This is a genomic window from Sulfitobacter sp. SK011 (genome assembly GCF_003352065.1).
Lineage (GTDB): Bacteria > Pseudomonadota > Alphaproteobacteria > Rhodobacterales > Rhodobacteraceae > Sulfitobacter.
In genome coordinates, this window is sequence record NZ_CP025803.1 from 3886881 (window position 1) to 3908368 (window position 21488).

23 protein-coding genes and 1 tRNA gene are annotated in these 21488 nt (G+C 55.5%); 13 read left to right on the forward strand and 11 right to left on the reverse strand.

Annotation, left to right across the window (positions count from 1 at the left end; translation table 11 throughout):
- Complete coding sequence (locus C1J02_RS19255; protein WP_114880723.1) at positions 1-312, forward strand: DUF1244 domain-containing protein; 312 nt, start codon at positions 1-3, stop codon at positions 310-312.
- A gap of 117 nt (positions 313-429) precedes the next feature.
- Positions 430-1302 carry a metal-dependent phosphohydrolase gene (locus C1J02_RS19260; RefSeq protein WP_114880014.1) on the forward strand — a complete coding sequence of 291 codons (873 nt, stop codon included), beginning with the start codon at positions 430-432 and terminating at the stop codon, positions 1300-1302.
- A gap of 33 nt (positions 1303-1335) precedes the next feature.
- On the opposite strand, the gene C1J02_RS19265 is transcribed toward C1J02_RS19260, so the two are convergent.
- From C1J02_RS19265 to dgcA, 3 genes are all read right to left on the reverse strand, one after another.
- Positions 1336-1797 (reverse strand): MaoC family dehydratase, encoded by a 462-nt coding sequence (locus tag C1J02_RS19265; RefSeq protein ID WP_162798381.1) that lies wholly within the window; start codon positions 1795-1797, stop codon positions 1336-1338.
- 115 nt (positions 1798-1912) lie between these two features.
- Positions 1913-2773, reverse strand: a complete 861-nt coding sequence (locus tag C1J02_RS19270) for a D-amino-acid transaminase (protein WP_205389933.1) — start codon at positions 2771-2773, stop codon at positions 1913-1915.
- A 2-nt stretch (positions 2774-2775) separates the two neighbouring features.
- On the reverse strand, positions 2776-3741 hold the full coding sequence (gene dgcA / locus C1J02_RS19275) for an N-acetyl-D-Glu racemase DgcA (protein WP_114880016.1): 966 nt from the start codon (positions 3739-3741) through the stop codon (positions 2776-2778).
- A gap of 191 nt (positions 3742-3932) precedes the next feature.
- Between dgcA and C1J02_RS19280 the strand changes: the two genes are divergently transcribed.
- The gene (locus C1J02_RS19280; protein WP_114880017.1) at positions 3933-4892 is read left to right on the forward strand and encodes an L-malyl-CoA/beta-methylmalyl-CoA lyase; all 960 of its coding nucleotides are present in this window, start codon (positions 3933-3935) and stop codon (positions 4890-4892) included.
- 4 nt (positions 4893-4896) lie between these two features.
- Here the strand turns inward: C1J02_RS19280 and C1J02_RS19285 are convergent, their stop codons facing one another.
- Positions 4897-5349: an Lrp/AsnC family transcriptional regulator gene (locus C1J02_RS19285; protein WP_114880018.1), complete on the reverse strand. Its 453-nt coding sequence runs from the start codon at positions 5347-5349 to the stop codon at positions 4897-4899.
- 73 nt (positions 5350-5422) lie between these two features.
- Between C1J02_RS19285 and C1J02_RS19290 the strand changes: the two genes are divergently transcribed.
- Complete coding sequence (locus C1J02_RS19290) at positions 5423-6022, forward strand: LysE family translocator (protein ID WP_114880019.1); 600 nt, start codon at positions 5423-5425, stop codon at positions 6020-6022.
- On the opposite strand, the gene C1J02_RS19295 is transcribed toward C1J02_RS19290, so the two are convergent.
- Positions 6019-6456, reverse strand: coding sequence for a hypothetical protein (locus C1J02_RS19295; RefSeq protein WP_162798382.1), 438 nt, complete (start codon positions 6454-6456; stop codon positions 6019-6021). The two genes, C1J02_RS19290 and C1J02_RS19295, sit on opposite strands and share 4 nt — an antisense overlap.
- Before the next feature lie 98 nt (positions 6457-6554).
- On the opposite strand from C1J02_RS19295, the gene C1J02_RS19300 reads away from it, so the two are divergent.
- Both C1J02_RS19300 and C1J02_RS19305 read left to right on the forward strand, forming a co-directional pair.
- Complete coding sequence (locus C1J02_RS19300) at positions 6555-7517, forward strand: acetyl-CoA carboxylase carboxyltransferase subunit alpha (protein WP_114880021.1); 963 nt, start codon at positions 6555-6557, stop codon at positions 7515-7517.
- 258 nt (positions 7518-7775) lie between these two features.
- Positions 7776-8081, forward strand: a complete 306-nt coding sequence (locus C1J02_RS19305; RefSeq protein WP_162798383.1) for a hypothetical protein — start codon at positions 7776-7778, stop codon at positions 8079-8081.
- 49 nt (positions 8082-8130) lie between these two features.
- Here the strand turns inward: C1J02_RS19305 and C1J02_RS19310 are convergent, their stop codons facing one another.
- Together C1J02_RS19310 and C1J02_RS19315 are read right to left on the reverse strand one after the other, a co-directional pair.
- Complete coding sequence (locus C1J02_RS19310) at positions 8131-8607, reverse strand: GNAT family N-acetyltransferase (protein ID WP_114880023.1); 477 nt, start codon at positions 8605-8607, stop codon at positions 8131-8133.
- Positions 8608-8772: 165 nt separating this feature from the next.
- Positions 8773-9423: a GntR family transcriptional regulator gene (locus C1J02_RS19315; RefSeq protein ID WP_114880725.1), complete on the reverse strand. Its 651-nt coding sequence runs from the start codon at positions 9421-9423 to the stop codon at positions 8773-8775.
- Between the two features lie 230 nt (positions 9424-9653).
- Between C1J02_RS19315 and C1J02_RS19320 the strand changes: the two genes are divergently transcribed.
- Positions 9654-10196 carry a CHAP domain-containing protein gene (locus tag C1J02_RS19320; RefSeq protein WP_114880024.1) on the forward strand — a complete coding sequence of 181 codons (543 nt, stop codon included), beginning with the start codon at positions 9654-9656 and terminating at the stop codon, positions 10194-10196.
- A gap of 2 nt (positions 10197-10198) precedes the next feature.
- On the opposite strand, the gene C1J02_RS19325 is transcribed toward C1J02_RS19320, so the two are convergent.
- A complete protein-coding gene (locus tag C1J02_RS19325) occupies positions 10199-10885 on the reverse strand; it encodes a M48 family metallopeptidase (RefSeq protein ID WP_114880726.1) in 687 nt (228 codons plus the stop codon).
- Between the two features lie 124 nt (positions 10886-11009).
- Here C1J02_RS19325 and C1J02_RS19330 point away from each other — a divergent pair, with 124 nt between their 5' ends.
- From C1J02_RS19330 to C1J02_RS19340, 3 genes are all read left to right on the forward strand, one after another.
- Positions 11010-11342 carry a TIGR02300 family protein gene (locus tag C1J02_RS19330; protein WP_114880025.1) on the forward strand — a complete coding sequence of 111 codons (333 nt, stop codon included), beginning with the start codon at positions 11010-11012 and terminating at the stop codon, positions 11340-11342.
- Between the two features lie 134 nt (positions 11343-11476).
- A tRNA-Ala gene (locus tag C1J02_RS19335) sits at positions 11477-11552 on the forward strand.
- A 271-nt stretch (positions 11553-11823) separates the two neighbouring features.
- Positions 11824-14004: a DEAD/DEAH box helicase gene (locus C1J02_RS19340; protein ID WP_114880026.1), complete on the forward strand. Its 2181-nt coding sequence runs from the start codon at positions 11824-11826 to the stop codon at positions 14002-14004.
- Positions 14005-14062: 58 nt separating this feature from the next.
- Here the strand turns inward: C1J02_RS19340 and C1J02_RS19345 are convergent, their stop codons facing one another.
- The 3 genes from C1J02_RS19345 to C1J02_RS19355 form a co-directional block, all read right to left on the reverse strand.
- Positions 14063-15331 (reverse strand): ABC transporter permease, encoded by a 1269-nt coding sequence (locus tag C1J02_RS19345; RefSeq protein WP_114880727.1) that lies wholly within the window; start codon positions 15329-15331, stop codon positions 14063-14065.
- 5 nt (positions 15332-15336) lie between these two features.
- Positions 15337-16143: a taurine ABC transporter ATP-binding protein gene (locus tag C1J02_RS19350; RefSeq protein ID WP_114880027.1), complete on the reverse strand. Its 807-nt coding sequence runs from the start codon at positions 16141-16143 to the stop codon at positions 15337-15339.
- A gap of 112 nt (positions 16144-16255) precedes the next feature.
- Positions 16256-17257: an ABC transporter substrate-binding protein gene (locus C1J02_RS19355; RefSeq protein WP_114880028.1), complete on the reverse strand. Its 1002-nt coding sequence runs from the start codon at positions 17255-17257 to the stop codon at positions 16256-16258.
- A 588-nt stretch (positions 17258-17845) separates the two neighbouring features.
- Between C1J02_RS19355 and C1J02_RS19360 the strand changes: the two genes are divergently transcribed.
- The 3 genes from C1J02_RS19360 to C1J02_RS19370 all read left to right on the forward strand — a co-directional run bounded on the left by C1J02_RS19360 (position 17846) and on the right by C1J02_RS19370 (position 21437).
- Positions 17846-19237 carry an aspartate aminotransferase family protein gene (locus C1J02_RS19360; protein WP_114880029.1) on the forward strand — a complete coding sequence of 464 codons (1392 nt, stop codon included), beginning with the start codon at positions 17846-17848 and terminating at the stop codon, positions 19235-19237.
- Positions 19238-19441: 204 nt separating this feature from the next.
- Complete coding sequence (locus tag C1J02_RS19365) at positions 19442-19699, forward strand: glycine zipper domain-containing protein (RefSeq protein WP_114880728.1); 258 nt, start codon at positions 19442-19444, stop codon at positions 19697-19699.
- Between the two features lie 274 nt (positions 19700-19973).
- On the forward strand, positions 19974-21437 hold the full coding sequence (locus C1J02_RS19370) for a PLP-dependent aminotransferase family protein (RefSeq protein WP_114880030.1): 1464 nt from the start codon (positions 19974-19976) through the stop codon (positions 21435-21437).
- The last annotated feature ends 51 nt before the right edge of the window (positions 21438-21488 follow it).

The following is a 21488-nucleotide window of genomic DNA, read 5'->3' on the forward strand; positions in this document are numbered from 1 at the left end:
ATGCCCAGCCAGACTGAAATAGAACTCCAGGCCGCCGCATTCCGCCGCCTGCAAAAACACCTGATGCAGGACCGCACAGATGTGCAAAACATCGACATGATGAACCTCACCGGATTTTGCCGCAACTGCCTGTCGCGCTGGTATCAGGAGGCCGCGAACGAACGCGGGATCGAGATGGGCAAACAAGAGGCCCGCGAGCTGTTTTACGGCATGACCATGGATGACTGGAAAGCAAAATATCAGACCGAAGCAGGCGATGCCCAGAAAGAAGCCTTCAAAACTGCGTTTGAGGAGAATGTAGGGAACAAGTGACAGGCTGGCGTTTCTGGCCCTGCAGTTTCGCAGGAATTGGCCGGGCTGCACCCAAAGCTGACAAGATAGACCAAAAAGGATACTATTGGGCCGGATGCCCAGAAATGCGAGTTGACCATGTTCAATCCTACCGCCGTCGTTGCGTCAGAATTCGGGGATCATCTCGCTGAAACCTATCTACAGTATTTCTCGGGACGCAAAGCTGAATACGCCGCCTTCATCAGCGGCAGCGCACGCATGCTGCTTGAGCGGCTGGGCAATTCCGACGCTCTTTATCACAATGCCGAACATACGATGATGGTCACACTCGTTGGTCAGCAAATCATCCGGGGCCAGTTGGTGACCCGCGCTGTCCAACCCGAAGACTGGCTGCATTACATCGTAGCGCTTTTGGTCCACGACATAGGCTACTCTCGTGACATCTGCGAAGGGGACACGGACACCGAGGTCGTTGTGAACGCGGCCGGTGACAAAATCTGTCCGCCACGCGGCGCGTCAGATGCCTTTCTTGCGCCCTATCACGTTGATCGTGGAAAAATGTATGCCCGTCGGCGCTTTGCAGGATCCGGTCTCATTGATGAAGAGAGGATCGCCGCCGCCATCGAATACACCCGGTTTCCCGTGCCAGATGATCCGGCCTATGCCGACACAACGAGCGAACCGGCTCTGGTGCGCGCTGCCGACCTTATCGGACAGATCGCGGACCCGTTCTACCATCGCAAGATTGGCGGTCTTTTCAGTGAATTTGTCGAAACCGGTTTTGCGCAAAAACTTGGGTATGAGACGCCAATGGATTTGATGGAACAGTTTCCACAATTCTTCTGGCATCAAGTGCAGCCATTGATCGGCCCTGCGCTTGTGCATCTGGAGCAGACAATGGAAGGCAAGCAGTGGGTGGCACAGCTTTATAATCACGTCTTTCAGGTATCCCATCGGGCCAGTTGCCTTGGACCGTTTCCGGGCGCGAAGGGTCGAGAGGAACCGGAATAGCCCGTCCGCAGAATTCCTGGGATCATGCCCAAGTTAAAACATATACAAAATCAACCAATCCGCCGTCAGGGCGGGCCGGGCCTCTCCCTCAATCTCCACCACGACATCAAAGCGGGTCATCAGCTTGTCACCTCCGCGCACCGTCGCGTCAGACAGCACAAATCGCCCCCTGATCCGCGCACCGGACCGCACCGGAGTGATAAACCGCACCTTCTCGAATCCATAATTCACCGACGCGCTTTGCCCCACCATCGCGGGCAACGCGGCATATGCCATCCCGGACATCATAGCCAGGGTCAGCATGCCATGCGCCACGGTGCCGCCGAACATCGTGTCAGCGGCGCGGACCGGGTCAATGTGGATAAACTGACGGTCCTCGGTCACTTCAGCAAAGGCATCAATGCGCGCCTGATCCATGGTAAACCACCCCGAATGGCCAATCTCGCGCCCCTGCGCTGCGATCATATCCTCTCGGGTGATGGATGTGGTCGTCATGTTCTGCCTTTCCTGCAATAGACCCGGCGGATTTCAGGCGTCATTCAGCACAGTCGCAATACCGACAAAATACCGACGTTTTACAGCAGCGGTTCAAAGGGACATTCAATGCCCCTCAAACGGCCGCCTTGCGCATTTCATCCAGATAGATTTCACGCAGCCGCGGGGCCACTTTGCCCGGCGTCCCGTCACCCAAGGCAACCCCGTCAATCTCCACCACCGGCATCACAAATGCGCTGGCTGACGTGGTGAATGCTTCATCCGCGGCCTGTGCTTCGTCGATGGTAAAATTGCGTTCCTCAACCACCATCTGCGCCTCACGCGCAAACCGTAAAACAGCCGCGCGGGTGATGCCGTGCAGGATGTCATTGCTCAGCGCCCGGGTGATGATTTTGTTGCCCTTAACGATATAGGCATTGTTGCTGGTGCCTTCGGTGACAAAGCCATCCTCGACCATCCACGCATCATCACAGCCCGCTTTCTTGGCCATCATTTTGCCCATCGACGGATAGAGCAATTGCACCGTCTTGATGTCACGGCGACCCCATCGGATGTCCTCGATGCTGATGATCTTTGCGCCTTTTTTGGCCGCAGGACTATCCGCCATGCCCGGTTTGCTCTGGGTAAACAAAACGATGGTTGGTTCGGTGGTTTCAGGATCGGGAAAGGCAAAGTCACGATCCCCATCCGAGCCGCGTGTGATCTGCAAATAGATCAACCCTTCGTCAATCTCATTCACGCGCACCAGTTCGCGGTGCACCTCCAACAGGTCGTCCTTGGAAATCGGGTTGCGCATCTGCAGCTCATTCAACGACCGGCTGAGCCGCACCGCATGGCCGTCAAAATCAATCAGCTTACCGTCCAGGACCGATGTGACCTCATAGACCCCATCTGCCATCAAAAATCCGCGATCAAAAATTGAGATTTTTGCATCGGTTTCAGGAAGGTATTCGCCGTTTACATAGACTGTCCGCATGTTCATCCCCAAAGTACTGCCTCAGGCGGGTGCACACCAGCCTGATCATATTTCAACGCATGATCCCGGTCTTCTGCCAACAAGAGCGGCCCGTCAAGGTCGACGACGTTGACCCCTTGCGCGACAAGCGTTGCCGGTGCCATCGCCAGAGACGACCCGACCATGCAACCGACCATCACGTCATAACCTTCGGCACGCGCGGCGTCGCGCAGTGCCAGCGCCTCGGTCAGCCCGCCGGCCTTGTCCAATTTGATGTTCACCACATCGTATTTGCCTTTGAGTCCGGGCAGGCTTTCGCGATCATGACAGGATTCGTCAGCACAAACCGGGACCGGGCGCTGCATGCCAATCAGTGCATCATCTTCCCCTGCTGGCAGCGGCTGTTCCACAAGCGCCACACCAAGCCGCAACAGATGTGGCGCGAGGTCCGCATAGACCTCAGCGGACCAGCCTTCGTTGGCATCTACAATAATGGTGGACGTGGGCGCACCTGCACGAACCGCCTCAAGCCTTGGCATATCATCGGGTGTGCCGAGCTTAATCTTCAACAAGGGCCGAAACGCATGTTTGGCGGCCTGCGCCTGCATGGCCTCTGGCGTGTCCAAAGATAACGTATAGGCGGTAACCTCCGGCCCCGGAGTTTCTAATCCAGCCAGCTCCCAGACGCGTTTTCCGGCCTGTTTGGCCGCCAAATCCCACAGCGCACAATCAACCGCATTTCGCGCAGCCCCGGCTGGCAATAGATCATGGAGTTTTGCGCGGCTTACCGTGCTTGTCAGCCCTTCTATCTCAGCCGTCACAGAGTCCAATGTCTCATCATATCGGGCATAGGGCACACATTCGCCCCATCCCGTAACGCCACCCTCAGTGATGCGCACGGTCAAAACTCGGGCTTCGGTACGTGATTCCCGCGATATCGCAAAAACCTGCGCCAGCTTAAATACATCCCGGCAGACTTCTATGCGCATGCCTATCCCCTATTGGTTAGTAGGAAACAAACCCGGCCCAGCGGCCAGACGCAAGGTCTAGATAACTGCCAACTAGGCACTGGCAGACCCTTAATGCTGCAGTTGCGAAATGCGCTTGCAGCATATCGCGCAATTTTATAACAGTTGACACCAGTCAATCCGTAACAATCATTCGCCAAGGATCAGCCTTTATGTCATTCCGCATCCAGCCAACCGCACCCGCACGCCCGAACCGCTGCCAGTTGTTCGGCCCGGGATCACGGCCGGCGCTGTTTGAAAAGATGGCGGCATCAGCGGCTGATGTCATTAACCTTGACCTCGAAGACAGCGTGGCCCCGTCTGACAAAGACAGCGCGCGCGCCAACATCATCGCGGCGATCTCTGATGTGAACTGGGGCGACAAAACCCTGTCCGTTCGCATCAACGGTTTGGATACGCCCTATTGGTACCGTGACGTCGTCGATCTGATGGAACAGGCGGGCGACCGGCTCGATCAAATCATGATCCCGAAAGTCGGCTGTGCAGCGGATGTTTATGCCGTGGATGCCTTGGTCACAGCGATTGAAACAGCCAAGGGGCGGTCCAGGAAAATTTCATTCGAGGTCATCATCGAATCTGCGGCGGGAATCGCGCATGTCGAAGAGATCGCTGCAAGCTCGCCTCGATTGCAGGCCATGAGTTTGGGTGCTGCGGATTTTGCAGCCTCGATGGGGATGCAGACAACTGGCATCGGCGGGACGCAGGAGAATTACTATATGCTCCGGGACGGGGCGAAACACTGGTCGGACCCCTGGCACTGGGCACAGGCCGCGATCGTGGCGGCCTGTCGCACGCACGGCGTTTTGCCCGTGGATGGCCCCTTTGGTGATTTTTCCGACGATGACGGGTTCAGGGCACAGGCCCGCCGTTCGGCAACGCTGGGCATGGTCGGGAAATGGGCGATCCACCCAAAACAGATCGCGATCGCAAACGAGGTATTTACGCCCTCAGCAGAAGCCGTCTCCGAAGCCCGCGAGATTCTGGCCGCCATGGAGGCCGCCAAAGCCAAAGGCGAAGGGGCCACGGTCTATAAAGGGCGTCTGGTTGATATTGCCAGTATCAAACAGGCCGAAGTTATTGTGCGCCAATCAGAGATGATTGCCGGGAAATAGACCGCTAAGCCCGTTCGTCTTTGGGCGATCCCATTACGACATAGGACGTGATCCCATTCACTTGCGGCAGCGCGCCAAGCATGTCGGTGTGGAAGGATTTGTAGGCCCGCAAATCGGCGCATTCGACACGCAAAAGGTACTCGATTGTCCCGGTAATGTTGTGGCACTCGACCACTTCGGGTGCGCGGGCAATGGCGCGTTCAAATGCTTCTTGGCTCGACTTGGAATGGTCGCTGAGGCCGACACCAACATATGCCACAAACCCAGAACCAAGGGCGGTGCGATCCAGCACCGCACGGTACCCTGTGATGATGCCCTTCTTTTCCAGATCCTGAACCCGGCGCAGGCAGGCAGAGGGTGAAAGACCAACCCGATCCGCAAGCTCAAGATTGCTGATCCGACCATTGCGGGACAGTTCGCGCAATATATGTTCAGAAATTCGATCTAGAACGGCCATAGATTGTGATCTTTCGATTATTACGATGCATTTCACAATTTATCAGCGCAGAACTTAAGTCAAACATTGCGTCATGGATTATGATGTCTTACCCGCGCTTGCACTTTTCGCCTTTGTCAGCTCCGCCACGCCGGGGCCCAACAACCTGATGCTCATGGCATCGGGGGCGAATTACGGTTTTCGCCGCACCATTCCGCACATGCTGGGCATATCTATCGGGTTTCTGGTTTTGATGCTGCTCACTGGTGTTGGCCTCGTCCGGGTTTTTGAAATCTATCCAGCCATTTATACCGCCCTCACGGTGCTGAGCATTGCCTATCTGCTTTATCTGGCATGGAAAATTGCCAATGCAGCACCGGTCAAAGAACGGCAAGCAACCGGTCAGCCAATGACGTTTCTACAGGCAGCAGCGTTCCAGTGGGTCAACCCCAAGGCTTGGGCGATGGCGTTGACCGGGATCACCGTTTACGTCGCCGATGGCGGGGCGATGATGTTATTTGCGGCGGCGGTTCTTTTTGCGTCGGTCAACCTGCCGTCCGTGACAATATGGACGGTGCTGGGCCAGCAAATGGCCCGTTTTCTGACCAACCCCTCGCGCCTGCGCATGTTTAACTGGACAATGGCGGCGCTGTTGATTGCCTCGCTCTATCCGGTCTTGTCGATGATTGGTTAATAATCTCGAACAGCAATCTGACCCAAATCACATAATTGCCGGCAGTCAGACGCATCATGACCGATATCTTCTGACAGCAGCACGAAGTCCGCACCCGGCCCGTCAAAACGATAGTCATCACATTGCCCATCATCGGGCCATTCAGACTTGTCATCGCCAAAGTTGATCGCGCTGCATTGGGTCGCGGCCTTTGCCGCAGCAAAATCCCAGATCATCAGTTTACCCGCGTCAAAGCCGGCTTTGCAGTCGGTCGCATCATGGCCAATGTCATCGCGGTCCAAGCCCTGCGCCATCCCCGCGCCCCGAAAACGGCGGTCATCACATTCACCATCATTCGACCATTGGCTCGCATCATCGCCAAAGTTGATCGATTGCGCCAACACGGCGGCTGGGGCAACGGACGCAATCGCCGCAACGAGAAGTCTAAGGTTCATTGTCATCTCCAATTTATTCTCAGGCTACGCATTTAACCGCGCGTTGCAAACTGCCCAAATCAGCGCCATATAACAGGGATCAGAAGTCGGAGCACGCAATGACCCAATACCTTGATTTCGAGAAACCACTGGCCGAGATTGAAGGCAAAGCAGAAGAGCTGCGCGCCATTGCGCGGACAAATCCCGAGACGGATACCACTGCGGAAGCCAAAGCGTTGGATGTCAAAGCGGCGGCCATACTTGATGAATTGTACAGTTCACTGACCCCCTGGCGTAAATGCCAGGTCGCACGCCACCCTGAGCGGCCCCATTGTAAAGACTACATTGAAGCGCTGTTTACCGAATATACGCCATTGGCAGGTGATCGGAATTTTGCGGACGACTTGGCCGTGATGGGCGGTTTGGCACGGTTTAATGACACGCCTGTGATGGTGATCGGCCACGAAAAAGGCAACGATACCAAATCCCGGATTGAGCGGAATTTTGGCATGGCCCGACCCGAAGGATACCGCAAGGCCGTGCGCCTGATGGAACTTGCAGGTAAGTTTAACCTGCCCGTGATCACGCTGGTCGACACGCCCGGTGCCTATCCCGGCAAAGGGGCCGAGGAACGTGGGCAATCAGAAGCAATTGCACGGTCCACAGAAAAATGTTTGCAGATCGGCGTGCCGTTGATCAGCGTCATTATCGGAGAAGGCGGTTCAGGCGGGGCGGTTGCATTTGCCACGGCAAACCGGGTCGCGATGCTGGAACATGCTGTGTATTCCGTGATCACCCCGGAAGGCTGCGCGTCGATCCTCTGGAAAGATTCAGAAAAAATGCGTGAGGCGGCAGAGGCAATGCGGCTGACCGCAGATGACCTGATGAAACTGGGTGTAACGGACCAGATTATCAAAGAACCCAAGGGCGGTGCCCACCGCGACGCCGCGATGACGATCAAATCGGTCGGTGTGGCTATCGCTGCGATGCTCAAAGAACTCAGCGGCAAAGACGGCAAAACGCTTGTCGCGGACCGTCGCCGCAAATACCTCGACATCGGCGGCAAAGGGCTGGCTGCCTGACGATAGATCCAGAGTATTGCGCAACGATACCAGTCGAAAACCTTAGATACTTTGCATCGTTTCGTGACAGCATCGATTGATGATGATCCGCCCGCTTAGGGCTGACGCGTTGCCGAAATTGACCAACTTGCCACCAATCATGTGATATCACGTGAATTGCAATAGCGCCCAATCGTGCCGATATTATGAGCAGAGGAGGTGTGATTTCGCCTCTGTGATCTGCCTCCTTGTCCTTGAGAAATGGAAAAGGAGAGTGTCATGTACAAGCGTATTATCACTGCCGGTCTGCTGTTCGGGATGGCCTGCACAGGCCCGCCAGCCCATGCGATGACCTGTATGCCGCGCGCGGAATTGGTGTCAAAATTGACAACAGCATATACTGAAACCTTGACCGCGAGGGGGCTGCAGAACGCAAGATCCATCGTAGAAATTTGGGCATCCGCAGAAACCGGCAGCTATACAATCTTTGTCAGCCGGGCGGATGGGATCAGTTGTGTTCTCTCTGCTGGCACACATTGGCTTGCCGAAACGCCAGTCGCCACAAAAAAAGGTGCGGCAGGTTAAACGCGCCCTGAGTGCCGACGTGAACTGATGCGTCAACATCGTTGGCGCGTCAGGGATGTCCAGCGCAAGTGCTGTCAAACTTCATCCTGAACCGCGGTCCAGGTGCGGGGGCCTCTGAAAAGCCGGCGGTCAGGTACATGGCCTGCGCCGCCTTATTTTCCGGGTGCGTGCCAACCATCATGTACCGACAGCCCTGCCGCTTTGAGTGATCAATCGCAGCCGTAATCAACTTTTGCCCGATGCCCTGCCCCCGCGCCGAAGGCTTAACGAACAGATGGTGCATATCCATGCCACGCACACCAAACTGAAGCTGCGTCAAAGGACATAATGCAGCGTAGCCCAAAAGGTTTTCTGACTGCTCCGCTACGATCAGCGTGATCCATGGGGTGTCGCCCAAAGTGTCGCGCTTGAGCGCATCAAGCGTCAATGTCGACGTATCGTGATGATGGGCGGCAAGCACATGGATCATGGGCAGAACATCGGGCAGCTCTTTGGCCTCGGCCAATCGGATGGATACATCAGGCATGTCAGTCTTTCTAACTGTGCACCAAAGACGACAAAGGCCGCGCGATGGCGGCTTGGGTAAGTTAATACAGGAAAAGGGTGCCGCGTTCAGGTGAAGCGGCGTTAATAACGCGCGATTTTCAAGGCGTTGATCATCGCGACAGGATGCCGCGAAGTTTTGCGTTCGTCAACTCGCCAACATCCGCAGGCCCTGCGTCACATCCGACCGCACGGCAAGCCGCAAACCCGGTTCATCCCCGGCCCGCAATGCCGCTATGATCAGACGGTGAAACTGTGGTGGCTCAGTCTGGCGAAGACGGCCATAAAGGGCGCGCATGGTTGGACCCATCTGCAACCACACGGTCTCAGCCATTGCCAACATCGCGGGGGCCTGCGCGCGCAGATACAAGGTGCGGTGAAACTCCAGGTTCGTGCGAATATAACTGACCGCATCGCGATGGGCGACCGCTTCGGCCACGGCACCGTTGATGGTTTGCAACCGTTCAATCAACGCCATATGCGCACGCGGCAATGCGCGGCTGGCAAGCTCTACTTCGATCAACGCCCGCAAGGCGGCCAGTTCCTCGATCCGTTCATTGCTCAGCTCAGGCGTCGAAATGCGACCCGACGAGGAAATGGTAAGCGCCCCTTCTGCCGCCAACCTGCGCACAGCCTCGCGCGCTGGCGTCATCGACACGTCGAATTGTTTGCCGATACCGCGCAGGGTCAGCGCGTGCCCTGGCGGCAGATCGCCGTGCATGATCCGGCTACGCAGTCGACGATATACAAGGTCATGCGCAGGAATGGTGGTGTCAAGCGGGCGCGGTGTCAGGTTCATGCCAAAGGTGTGATCACAAATGCAGGCGGGGTCAAGCGGCCCAAATCTGCAGCCCTGCTTTGGCACGCACAAAAGCTGTCGTTTCAATTTGTAGTATCGCGACACCCGTTCGGCGAAAATCTGCCCACACGGATAACACCACTTTGAGGTTTAGCATAAATCATAGATGTTCCGCCCGGAGGCGAGTCAGGTCATGTCCGCCACGAAACAGAAGATTCTTCGGGGGGAATATGAGCGTGAAACACGCCCGTCGGCCAGTGGGCCTGTCCATTTTGTGCGCTGCACTTCTTTTCATCGCCGCATGTTCAACACCATCTCAAAACGTACCGTCACTGTCATCGGTGGAACTTGATCCACAACGTCAACAATTGGCGCTGATGGAAGTTCAGCAACTCCAGTCAAAAGGCAGCCGGGTTTGGTGTGTGCCGTTTGCCCGCAACGTCAGTGGCGTGCAGATTCGCGGCAATGCGAATACATGGTGGGGCAAAGCCACCGGGATTTATGACAAGGGCAAACAACCTCTGGTCGGGGCTGTCATGGCGTTTCGCAAAACCAGCAAACTGCCAATGGGCCATGTTGCCGTCGTGTCCGAAGTTGTATCAGAGCGCGAAATTCGCGTGGATCATGCCAACTGGAAGCGCAACAAAGTGTCGCTGAAGATGGACGTGATTGATGTGTCAGAAAATAACGACTGGTCCGCAGTGCGCCTGAAAAGCCAACCAACAGCCTTTGGCAGCGTCTATCCAATCACGGGCTTCATCTATCCCGAATGAGATCAAAACTGGTAGCGGTGTAGATCGCTGCCATGTTTTTTGAGCCATCGGCGCGGCGGCTTGTAATCTCCGTATATCCGCTCAACCTCTGCCCAGAATGCGGCTGAATGATTCATCTGTGCCAGATGCGCGACCTCATGGGCCGCGACATAGTCCAGCACTTCTGGCGGGGTCATGATCAACCGCCACGAAAACATCAGGCCACCGTCTGATGTACACGACCCCCAACGAGACCGTGTATCGCGCATGGTAAGGCGGTTGTAGGGTTTGCCCAGAAGCGCGGCATAATCATCACATGCCCCAGCCAGACGGTCTCGTGCCACCTCGCGCAGATATGCAGCCAGACGTTTGGGAACGCGGTCCTCAGGTCCGGGCACCGCAACCTCATTCAGTCCAATGGATACGGAACGCCCGCGCCCTTGTGTGACGGTCAACAACTGCCCTCCCACCGGCAATTGCGCACCCAATTTAACCTGCACATCGGCACCGCGGGCCTCCAGATGCTTGCGAATCCAATCTTCCTTGGTACGGGCAAAGTTCAATGCCTCACACTCAGCAAGCCGTATTGGCATGGTTAATGTCACCCGTCCGTCCAATTGAGAGATGCGCAAAGAAATGCGCCGTGCCCGCGGCGAACGCCGCAGGATCAGGGGGATCGGGGGATCACCGGGCAGGATAGGGTCGCTCATCTGCGGATTCTCTCCGAACCAAGGGTGGCCAAAGCCTTTGACACTGCCTATCTCATATGGCACTTGGCCAGAATCATAAAGCTGATCATCTACACGCAACCGCAATTTGAAGAAGGGGTGTTTCATGCCCAACGAAGAATGGGGAACCAAGCGCCTGTGCCCCACAACGGGCAAGCGCTTCTATGACCTCAATAAGAATCCCATCGTCAGCCCCTATACCGGCGAAGTGCTGGAAGTTGACGCAGCCAAGTCGCGCATGATCGCGGCAGATGCCGAGGATGCTGTCACAGCCAAGGCCAAGGAAGCCAAGGTCGAGGACGACGACGATGATATCATTGATGATGATGACGTCGATGTGGATCTGGATGACGACATTCTGGATGACGACGACGACGATGAAGACACAGTGCCGCTGGATGACATCGCCGACGTTGTAACCAACGACGACGAAGATTAACCACAGACGACAATTAAGAATACTTGTGGGCGGGATCCGATTTTTCACTTGATCCCGCCCGCGCTTGCGCCTACTTACGCGCCACTTACCCGGGCCACCCGCCCGGATACCAATACGGACCCTTGGTCCTATTTGGGGCATTAGCTCAGCTGGGAGAGCGCCTGCATGGCATGCAGGAGGTCAGCGGTTCGATCCCGCTATGCTCCACCAAACCCTTCCCGTAAATTCCTCCCTGCCTGAACCACAAAATCTTGTGATCATTGACGCGCATTCTCAACTTAGCGAGTCGTATTTAGAGAAGACGAAACAGACACCCCTGAGCATGGCAGATCAGCGGCGTTTTGTTGCCGCTGAAATGTAACGCCACAAACACCATGTACATTCGTGGCTCAACCGCTTACCGACAGCCGCAATCAATGCCGGGGCGCTTCGCTGCTGGCCGCTGTCGTTTGGACAGCCATTATCAGAACAGGACGATCCTTTGATTCAGACCATCGCAGACGCGCTTGCCCAAAAGGGCTATGATACACTGACCGCCGTGCAGGAAGCTGTTTCCGCCCCTGCTTTGGCAGATGCCGACCTGCTTGTTTCCGCGCAAACCGGGTCAGGCAAGACCGTTGGCTTCGGGCTCGCGATTGCGCCAACACTGCTGGGCGACACCGACCGCTTTGGCCCTGCGGGTGCACCGCTTGCATTGATCATTGCGCCAACCCGTGAACTGGCGATGCAGGTCAGCCGCGAACTTACCTGGCTTTATGGTAAGGCGGGAGCGATCGTGACCACCTGCGTTGGCGGGATGGACACCCGCACTGAACGGCGCATGTTGGACCGCGGCGCACATGTGGTTGTCGCCACGCCGGGGCGCTTGTGTGACCATATCAAACGGAACAACATCAAACTGCATGATCTGCGCGCTGTCGTATTGGATGAAGCCGACGAAATGCTTGATCTTGGTTTTCGCGACGAACTTGAATTCATCCTGTCCGAAGCACCGGAAGACCGCCGCACGTTGATGTTCTCGGCCACTGTGCCCGCCGCAATTGCCAAGCTGGCAAAATCGTATCAGCGCAATGCCCAGCGGGTCGAAACCGTGGGCGAAGCCAAGCAACACAGCGACATCGAATACCGCGCGCTGTCGGTCCACCCACGCGACACCGAAAACGCGATCATCAACGTGCTGCGGTTCTATGAGGCAAAGAATGCCATCGTGTTCTGCAACACCCGTGCCGCAGTGGCGCGGTTGACCTCGCGGTTCACAAACCGTGGTTTTTCTGTTGTCGCGCTGTCGGGTGAACTGACGCAATCGGAGCGCACCAATGCGCTGCAGTCATTGCGCGATGGGCGGGCACGTGTCTGTATCGCCACGGATGTGGCCGCGCGTGGCATCGACCTTCCGAATCTGGAGTTGGTGATTCACGCCGATTTGCCCTCAAACTCAGATACATTGCTGCACCGTTCTGGCCGGACAGGTCGTGCAGGCCGCAAGGGTGTGTCCGCATTGATCGTCCCCGCCAAGATGCGCAGCAAAGCAAATCGACTGATCGGGGGGGCCAAGCTCAAGGTTGAGTGGGCAGCACCACCATCTGCATCAGAAGTGAACGCAGCGGATGAAGAACGCCTGCTGGCCGATGCCGCATGGACCGACCCGGCCCCCGAAGATGCCCAGGATTTTGTGGCAAATCTGGTCACACAGTTCAGCCCGGAACAGCTTGCCACAGCATTTGTGAACCTCTACCGGGCGCGCCAGTCCGCACCAGAAGAACTTGGCGAGGCCGGTGCCGTTGATGACAAACCCCGCGCGGCCTTTGGCCCGTCGGTCTGGTTCTCTGTGTCAACTGGCCGCAATGATGGCGCAGAACCACGCACATTGCTGCCGATGCTGTGCCGTCTGGGTGATCTGACGAAAGACGACATTGGTGCCATCCGCATTCAGCCAAGCCACAGCTTTGTCGAAATCCTGGCGTCCTCAGCACCGCGTTTTGTGAACGCTCTCGGGGCAGAGATGAAAGTCGAAAGCGGCGCAGTTGTCACACAACTCGACAGCCCGCCAAACCTTGAACGCGGGCCCAAGCCCAGTGCCAAGCGTGGCCCAAAACCGGCTGATCGCCCAGAGCGCGCGCCGCGTCCACCGCGCGAAAAGCACTCCTATGATCCTGAGGCACCATCGGCACCGCGCAAACCCCGTCCAACGCCAGCAGACGCCCCAGTCGCAGAGGTGTCGTCCCCACAACCAGACAAACCGCGCGGCGATAAACCAAAATTCGAAAAACCACGCGCCCCCAAGGGTGAACGCCCGCCCAAATCGCACAAGACCGAACGCAGCCCAATGAAACCCGGTGCAGCGCCAAAGCCAAAATCAAACCCGAAACCGGATGAGACGGGCAAGCCCAAGGCAAAAGCAGTCTGGAAAAAGGAAAAGCCTGCGGGCGATGCTTATGAGCCGCGCAAACCAAAGCCGGGCAAGCCCTTTAAGCCAAAAGGCGACGCCCCTGCAGCCGAGAAAACCTATCAGCGCGCTGCCGATCCATCAAAGCGGTTCACGCCGCCAAACAAGATTGGCAAGCAGGGCGGCAAGCCCAATGCGCGGCCGAAACCGGGTGGCAAACCCAATGGTGGGGACGTCACACCAAAGCGCGCCAAAAACAGCTTTAGACCAAAATGAAAAACGCCGGGGAATTCCCCGGCGTTTTCACTTTTCCATATTGATGAGGCCTGAAGGATCAGCCTTTGCCTTTCCAAGGCACCAGGATCCGTTCAGCCCAGCGCATCAGCATGTCGATCCCAAACCCGATGACGCCGATCAGGATGATACCCATGATCACGATATCGGTGTTCTGAAACTTGGAGGCGGTCATGATCATCATACCCGCGCCCTGCTCCGCCGCGACCAATTCAGCGGCCACAACCGTGCCCCAGCAAACGCCCATCGCTACACGCGCGCCCGTAAAAATCTCGGGCAGCGAATTGGGGATGATCACATGGCGCATGATCTGCCATTTTGAGGCACCCAGACTATAGGCCGCATGGACCTTGGATATCTTCACGCCTGACACACCCGAGCGTGCGGCAATGGCCATGATCCACAGTGCAGCAAGGAAAAGCAGGATGATCTTACCCGTCTCGCCGATCCCGGCCCAGATGATCACCAATGGGATCAAGGCAAGCGGCGGCACCGGACGCATGAATTCCACAATCGGATCAAACCAGCCACGGAACCAATCGCTCAGACCCATCGCATAGCCAAGCGGAATGCCAACCACAGCACCGCAGAGAAAACCGATAATCACCCGAAACAGCGAATACCCAAGGTGACCGCCCAGCGACGTACCCCGGAACCCTTCGGATGCGACCTTGATCGCGCGTGTCCAAACCTCCTCTGGGGCAGGCAGATAAAGCGATTCCATCTGCCAGCCTTTTTCCGGTTCAAAGTTAGGTGTGCCTTTGTCAGACAGGTTCACAACACCGCCATCAATTTTTACCGACCCACCGGGTGCGATCTTCTGGCCGTTGATTTCAATGACATTCGCGCCGTCTTTTTTAGTGATCTCATCATTGCGATCGACATTGACCAATACAGTCCGCCATTGCGCGACAGTCGCCGCGTCATTCTTGGCAAAACCATCGCCGGGTTCAACGACAGGGTCTTCGGCTTGTTCTTCGCGCGGATGCACCAATATGGTCACTGTCGCATCATCGCGGTTTCCACCCTCAGCCTCAGCGGTATAGGTAAAGCTGGTTGTCCCTTCAAATGGGCCTGGCGCGTGCAAAAAGCCAGGCAACCATGACGATCCAGTGAAAATGCCCCACATCAGGAAAATGGTGAAGATCGAAACGATACCAGCCGCCCGATTTGGACGCACAGCACTTTCATCACCAAAGGTTACCGTCTTGAGTGATGTATAATCCTTAGCCCGAGCGCCTTGGCTTGACTTGGTGACAATAAAAAACGCTGCCGCAAAAATCGCGACATAGATGGCAAGAAAGATAATACCGGTCATGCCGCATCCTCCTTGGTGCCCATAATCTCTTCTTCCATGTCCCAGATCATGTTCAGGATTTCTTCGCGGCGCGGGCCAAATTCAGGGTGTTTTTTAACCTCTCTCAAATCAGCATTCACGCCCATTTCTGCGAACGGCAAACGGTATTCTTTATGGATGCGACCCGGCCGCGGGGCCATTACAATCAAACGTTCCCCCAGCAACAGCGCCTCTTCAACAGAGTGGGTGATCAGGATGATCGTCTTGCCGGTTTCTTTCCACAACTTGAGTACAAGTGACTGCATTTTTTCGCGGGTCAACGCATCAAGGGCACCCAAAGGTTCATCCATCAAAATAACGTCCGGGTCATTGGCCAGACAGCGGGCCAGTGCCACACGCTGCTGCATTCCGCCTGACAATTCGTAAACGGCTTTTTCCTTGAAATCCTGCAGGCCCACCACATCCAAAAGGTGATCGACAACCTCATTCTTGTCGTTCTTAGGCATACCTTTCATCGACGGACCAAAGCCCACATTTTCGCGTACCGACATCCATTCAAAAAGCGCGCCCTGCTGAAAGACCATACCGCGTTCGGCATCCGGACCCTTTATCTCGTGGCCGTTCAGGGTCATCTTGCCGCCCGTCGGGGCCAAAAAGCCCGCAACAATGTTAAGCAAAGTGGTTTTCCCGCAGCCAGAAGGCCCCAGCACCGACAGCAACTCTCCTGCCTTGAGGTCAATCGACACATCCTGCAACGCCTGCACCGATCCGCCGTTAGGCAAATCAAAACGCATCGAAAGGTTATCAATGTTAAGTCCGGTCATATGTGATTTTTCCTGTGTCCCTGTTTGGACGAATAGGGCAAGGTTTTCCTTGCCTCTGGTTCATTAGTTAGCATCGGCACAGACCCCGAAGGGCCCGTGCCGACAGTCTTATTTACATGCCTTTTGCGGCCTCCAGTGGGCCGGTGTTCACTGTGTCCTCATAGCTGTCGAGGGCGCTGTCGATGGAACCGGCCTCAACAAACACGTCCGCAACACCCTTCATGAAGGCCGCCGCATTGCCACCCAGCCAGCTTTCGCTCAGCTGCTCTTCGATCGTGGGGAACACAAAGCTGGAGATTGAGGCACGTGTTGCTTCGAGATCCATACCGGATTGTTCAGCAATCACAGCAAGCATTTCTTCGCTTTGGCCAGCCGCCCACTCAGCGTTGGCATCGGCAGTAACTTTCACGAACTTCGCAACAACATCGCCGTTTTCAGCGATGTAGGATGCAGGCGCGGATGTCACGTCAAACACCAGAATGCCCAGCTCTTGCTTTTCAGCGCCGGTCAACAGGATGTTGCCGTATTCCTTCATCCGAGAAAGACCACCGCCCCAACCGCAGGCAAAATCAACTGCGCCTTGGCTCAATGCTGCGGCACCTTCTGGTGGTGCCATGTCAACGATTTGAAGGGACGCAAGATCGATACCAAAGTGATCCATCTGACGCAGGAAACCATAGTGTGCCGCTGTACCCAATGGCACGGCAACCTTTTTTCCTGCCAGTTCACCAGCAGAATCCTTGTCGATTTCCAGACCGGAAGCCACAACACAGTTATCATTGTCCGAATAGGACACAGCAACGTCGACGATTTGGATGTCCTGGCCGCCAGATGTGGCAACAACGAAAGGTGGCACACCTTGCGAAACGGACAGCTGCACATCGCCTGAAGCCATCGCAGCTGACATTGCGGTGCCAGTTTCAAACGAAACCCAGTTTACTTTCATTCCCAGCGCTTCGTCATAGGCACCAGATGCTTTTGCTGCCAAAAACGGCATTGGCCATTCGAGGAAGTAGCCTACTGTGATTTCACCGTGCGCATCCGCAAACGCAGCTTGGCCGGTCATTGCCATAACAGCGCCAGCTACAAATCCAGTTCTTGTCTTCTTGATCATTGTTTTCTCCCGTTGATCATTCCCGATCCTTTATTGGTCGGGTTTCTTAGTCTTTTTAGCTGTCCATCTGCCGATCAACCTCAGTTTGGCCTATGAGCTTCGCGATCTAAACTCGTTGACCTGCCGGATATTGGCCGAAGGAAACTAACTTTATGCACCATGCAACCTAACCTCTGGCTGAGCAATCATTTCTGATTATGCGATCAAAGTGCTTCTTGATCTAAACCAGGCAGTCGCAGAACCATTGGGCAGGAAGGACAGATATTAAGTGGCGCAGTCTGCGTTCCGGAGGCTTGAGAATCAAACGTCCAATTCTTGACGGTGCATGAGTCCAGTTCTCCGCTTTCAAATCAGGCTGATGTTAATGCAGTGTATTGGTGGAATTGACCTGTGCCATGACAGGGGCCAGCATGCTGGATCACCAAGCTCTCTTGCCCGAGCAGTCAAATACGATGACTTGTCTGGAATCACCAATGCATCCAGACTGGCGCTACTTGATTCTGAAAAAAAGCAGTGTTGTATCATGATAAAATGGCACACTTTGCTATGAATTCACTCACCTGTTCGACGCTAGGAAAGGCCTGAACCATGGATGGTACCTTTAACGAAAATGATATTTCTCGCGTTGTCGAGGCCGACCGCGCGCACATCTGGCATCACCTGAGCCAACACAAACCCTACGAAACAACCGATCCCCGCATCATTGTCGAAGGCAAAGGGATGCGCGTTTGGGATCAAAAAGGCAAAGAACACCTTGATGCTGTGTCTGGTGGGGTCTGGACCGTTAACGTCGGCTATGGCCGCGAACGCATTGCCAACGCCGTGCGCGATCAGTTGATCAAGCTGAACTATTTTGCAGGTTCGGCGGGCTCTATCCCCGGATCAAACTTTGCCGAGATGCTGATCGACAAGATGCCGGGCATGAGCCGGGTTTATTATTGCAACTCTGGCTCCGAGGCGAACGAGAAGGGCTTTAAGATGGTCCGCCAGATTGCGCACAAGCGCTACGGCGGCAAAAAGCACAAGGTCCTGTACAGAGACCGCGATTATCACGGGACCACAATCACCGCCCTGTCCGCAGGTGGCCAGGACGAGCGCAACGCACAATATGGCCCGTTCACCGAAGGTTTTGTACGGGTGCCGCACTGCCTTGAATACCGGTCGTTCGAACAAGATGGCGCGCCGCAGGAAAACTATGGCATCTGGGCTGCGGATCAGATTGAAAAAGTGATCCTCGCAGAAGGTCCGGACACCGTGGGTGGCCTGTGTCTTGAGCCTGTCACAGCCGGTGGTGGTGTGATCACGCCTCCGGACGGCTATTGGGACCGTGTGCAGGAGATATGCAAGAAATACGACATACTGCTGCATATTGACGAGGTTGTGTGTGGTGTTGGCCGCACCGGCACCTGGTTTGGATACCAGCATTACGGCGTCAAGCCAGACATGGTGACCATGGCAAAAGGTGTCGCGTCTGGATACGCAGCGATCGCTTGTCTTGTTACCACCGAAGAGGTGTTCAACATGTTCAAGGACGACGCCGCTGATCCGATGAACTATTTCCGCGACATCTCGACATTTGGCGGCTGTACGGCCGGTCCGACAGCTGGCATCGAAAACATGAAGATCATCGAGGATGAGAACCTGCTCGAAAACACGACCAAGATGGGTGCCTATATGTACGGCAAGCTCGAAGAGCTGGCCGACAAGCACAAGGTCATAGGTCAAGTGCGCGGTAAGGGTTTGTTCCTTGGTGCCGAATTGGTCGAAGACCACGACAGCCGCGCGCCTGTCCACGAAAAGATGGCACAGGCGGTTGTCGGCGATTGCATGCAGCAAGGTGTCATTATCGGGATGACCAACCGGTCCTTGCCCGGCAAGAATAACACCCTGTGCTTCTCGCCGGCATTGATCGCGAAGAGAGACGATATTGATCAGATCATCAGTGCTGTTGACGGTGCGTTGGGCCGGGTCTTTACCTGACCTTAGACTACGTCAAAGTTACCGCGACGTCGTGATGCTTGCCGGGCTTGACCCGGTCAGCAATTGCGCCGAAACTGATCAAGTCTTGCCCGAACATGACAAACGCGGAAGGCGGCCATAGGCAATCTTCCGCGCGTTGAACAAATCATTGGAACCTACCGTAGAATTCTACGTTAAGTGTCCAAACATGAACGGGAGATTATCATGAAGAAACTACTTATCGCACTACCACTTGTTGCTGCACTGGCTGCTTGCGAAACCCAGAACCAGACCACAGCTGCTGGTGCTCTGACAGGTGCCGCATTGGGCGCTGCCGTGTCAAACGATGACGATAACATCAAAGGCGCGCTTATTGGTGGCATCGCTGGCGCTGCCGCAGGGAACTTGCTGGGCCGCACACAGAACGGCAATTGTGTGTACCAGAACTCAGCAGGTCAGCGCTACACGGCTGCTTGCCCTTAAGACTTTGCAAATGGCAAAAGAAGAAACCCGGGTTTTGCGACCCGGGTTTTTTTGCGGCCAGCCCCCCCATCGGCGGCCCCAATAGCCAAATAGAGGGCCGCCTAGGTGGGTTCAGCCTCTTCATGCAAACAAAATTTCATTAATTGATATTCCAAGTCTCATTAATTGATTTACATGAGGGGCTGGCCAAGCTATACTAAAGTGGGAAATTTTATTTTCGCTTCCGCCTAATACCAGATTGAAGATCGTCTAGGTCCAGTATAGGATACCTGTCATGGCCCTTCCGGTTGAAACCTTCTTTCTGCATCCCGGCGCGCAAGGGACACTGCAGCAGCAAATCCAGCAAATGATTGCGCAGGGCATCCTGTCCGGCAGGTTCCAGCATGGTGAAAAGCTTCCTTCCACACGCAAATTGGCGGGGCATCTGAGCATCAGCCGGATTACCGTCACGATTGCCTATACCGAGCTTTTGGCAAACGACTACCTGATCTCAAAAGGCCGGTCTGGATATTTTGTATCCGAAAACGCCCCCGCACCCCCACGGTTTTCACCAGCAGCCCAGGAAACTGACGTTGTTGATTGGTCTCGGGCCATTGGTCAGAAATTCAGCGGCGGTGTGACACCTTCAAAGCCACAGGACTGGGCGAAATACCGCTATCCCTTCATCTATGGTCAGGCTGATCCCACCCTTTTTGACCACGCAAACTGGCGGCTCTGCGCCTTGCAGGCGCTTGGACAGCGCGATTTCACCTCATTGACGACAGACTATTATGACAAAGATGACCCACAGCTCATCGAATTTATCGCACGCCACACCCTGCCCCGGCGCGGCATTTCGGCACGGCCTGAGCAGATATTGATCACCCTGGGTGCACAAAACGCCTTGTGGCTGACGACCCAGGTCTTGCTCACCCAAAGACGCCGCGCTGTCTTGGAAGACCCATGTTACCATGCGTTGCGCGACATCCTGTCCCAATCCAGATGCCATGTAACGCCGGTCCGGGTTGATCAGGATGGATTGCCACCAGACGCCATTCCCCCAAATACCGACGTGATTTTCACAACGCCCAGCCACCAGTGCCCCACCAACACAACCATGCCGATGAACCGTCGTCTGGCACTGCTGGAACGGGCGCGTGAAATGGATGCTTTGATTGTGGAGGATGATTATGAGTTCGAGATGTCGTTCCTGAAATCGCCTTCGCCCGCGCTCAAATCGCTCGATACGGATGGGCGTGTGATCTATGTCGGCAGCTTCTCAAAATCGCTGTTTCCGGGGTTGCGACTGGGATATCTGGTTGGATCTGAACCTTTTATTCGAGAGGCGAGAGCATTACGCGCCAGCGTGTTGCGCCATCCTCCGGGCCATATTCAAAGGACAGCTTCATACTTTTTGTCCTTGGGCCATTATGATGCATTGATCCGCAAGATGGCGACCGCCTTGCAAGACCGCCGCCGCGTCATGGAGGCGGCATTGGCAGCCCATGATCTTGAGGTGTCAGGCAGAGGGTATCACGGAGGGTCATCATTTTGGATGCGCGCACCAAACGAGGTAGACACCGACGCTTTGGCCCGCCGTCTTAACAAGAAGGGTGTGCTTATCGAACCGGGGCGGGCCTTTTTTGCAGGCGATGTAAAACCCGCAAACTATTATCGGCTCGCATATTCTTCGGTCCCGACAACGCGGATCGCCGAAGGCGTTGACCTTATTGCACAAGAAATCAGGGAAATGTCATGACGTGGCATTATGCACCCTCCCCTTTTGGACCTAACCGATGACCGACCCGCA

What these genes read in the sequence shown, in the direction of transcription:
- C1J02_RS19325 (WP_114880726.1), bottom strand. Translation starts at nt 10,885, where the DNA reads ATGAGCGACCCTATCCTGCCCGGTGATCCCCCGATCCCCCTGATCCTG.
- C1J02_RS19350 (WP_114880027.1), bottom strand. Translation starts at nt 16,143, where the DNA reads ATGACCGGACTTAACATTGATAACCTTTCGATGCGTTTTGATTTGCCT.
- C1J02_RS19310 (WP_114880023.1), bottom strand. Translation starts at nt 8,607, where the DNA reads ATGCCTGATGTATCCATCCGATTGGCCGAGGCCAAAGAGCTGCCCGAT.
- C1J02_RS19260 (WP_114880014.1), top strand. Translation starts at nt 430, where the DNA reads ATGTTCAATCCTACCGCCGTCGTTGCGTCAGAATTCGGGGATCATCTC.
- C1J02_RS19305 (WP_162798383.1), top strand. Translation starts at nt 7,776, where the DNA reads ATGTACAAGCGTATTATCACTGCCGGTCTGCTGTTCGGGATGGCCTGC.
- C1J02_RS19280 (WP_114880017.1), top strand. Translation starts at nt 3,933, where the DNA reads ATGTCATTCCGCATCCAGCCAACCGCACCCGCACGCCCGAACCGCTGC.
- dgcA (WP_114880016.1), bottom strand. Translation starts at nt 3,741, where the DNA reads ATGCGCATAGAAGTCTGCCGGGATGTATTTAAGCTGGCGCAGGTTTTT.
- C1J02_RS19330 (WP_114880025.1), top strand. Translation starts at nt 11,010, where the DNA reads ATGCCCAACGAAGAATGGGGAACCAAGCGCCTGTGCCCCACAACGGGC.
- C1J02_RS19265 (WP_162798381.1), bottom strand. Translation starts at nt 1,797, where the DNA reads ATGACGACCACATCCATCACCCGAGAGGATATGATCGCAGCGCAGGGG.
- C1J02_RS19355 (WP_114880028.1), bottom strand. Translation starts at nt 17,257, where the DNA reads ATGATCAAGAAGACAAGAACTGGATTTGTAGCTGGCGCTGTTATGGCA.
- C1J02_RS19295 (WP_162798382.1), bottom strand. Translation starts at nt 6,456, where the DNA reads ATGAACCTTAGACTTCTCGTTGCGGCGATTGCGTCCGTTGCCCCAGCC.
- C1J02_RS19300 (WP_114880021.1), top strand. Translation starts at nt 6,555, where the DNA reads ATGACCCAATACCTTGATTTCGAGAAACCACTGGCCGAGATTGAAGGC.
- C1J02_RS19370 (WP_114880030.1), top strand. Translation starts at nt 19,974, where the DNA reads ATGGCCCTTCCGGTTGAAACCTTCTTTCTGCATCCCGGCGCGCAAGGG.
- C1J02_RS19285 (WP_114880018.1), bottom strand. Translation starts at nt 5,349, where the DNA reads ATGGCCGTTCTAGATCGAATTTCTGAACATATATTGCGCGAACTGTCC.
- C1J02_RS19365 (WP_114880728.1), top strand. Translation starts at nt 19,442, where the DNA reads ATGAAGAAACTACTTATCGCACTACCACTTGTTGCTGCACTGGCTGCT.
- C1J02_RS19320 (WP_114880024.1), top strand. Translation starts at nt 9,654, where the DNA reads ATGAGCGTGAAACACGCCCGTCGGCCAGTGGGCCTGTCCATTTTGTGC.
- C1J02_RS19360 (WP_114880029.1), top strand. Translation starts at nt 17,846, where the DNA reads ATGGATGGTACCTTTAACGAAAATGATATTTCTCGCGTTGTCGAGGCC.
- C1J02_RS19270 (WP_205389933.1), bottom strand. Translation starts at nt 2,773, where the DNA reads ATGCGGACAGTCTATGTAAACGGCGAATACCTTCCTGAAACCGATGCA.
- C1J02_RS19315 (WP_114880725.1), bottom strand. Translation starts at nt 9,423, where the DNA reads ATGAACCTGACACCGCGCCCGCTTGACACCACCATTCCTGCGCATGAC.
- C1J02_RS19290 (WP_114880019.1), top strand. Translation starts at nt 5,423, where the DNA reads ATGGATTATGATGTCTTACCCGCGCTTGCACTTTTCGCCTTTGTCAGC.
- C1J02_RS19255 (WP_114880723.1), top strand. Translation starts at nt 1, where the DNA reads ATGCCCAGCCAGACTGAAATAGAACTCCAGGCCGCCGCATTCCGCCGC.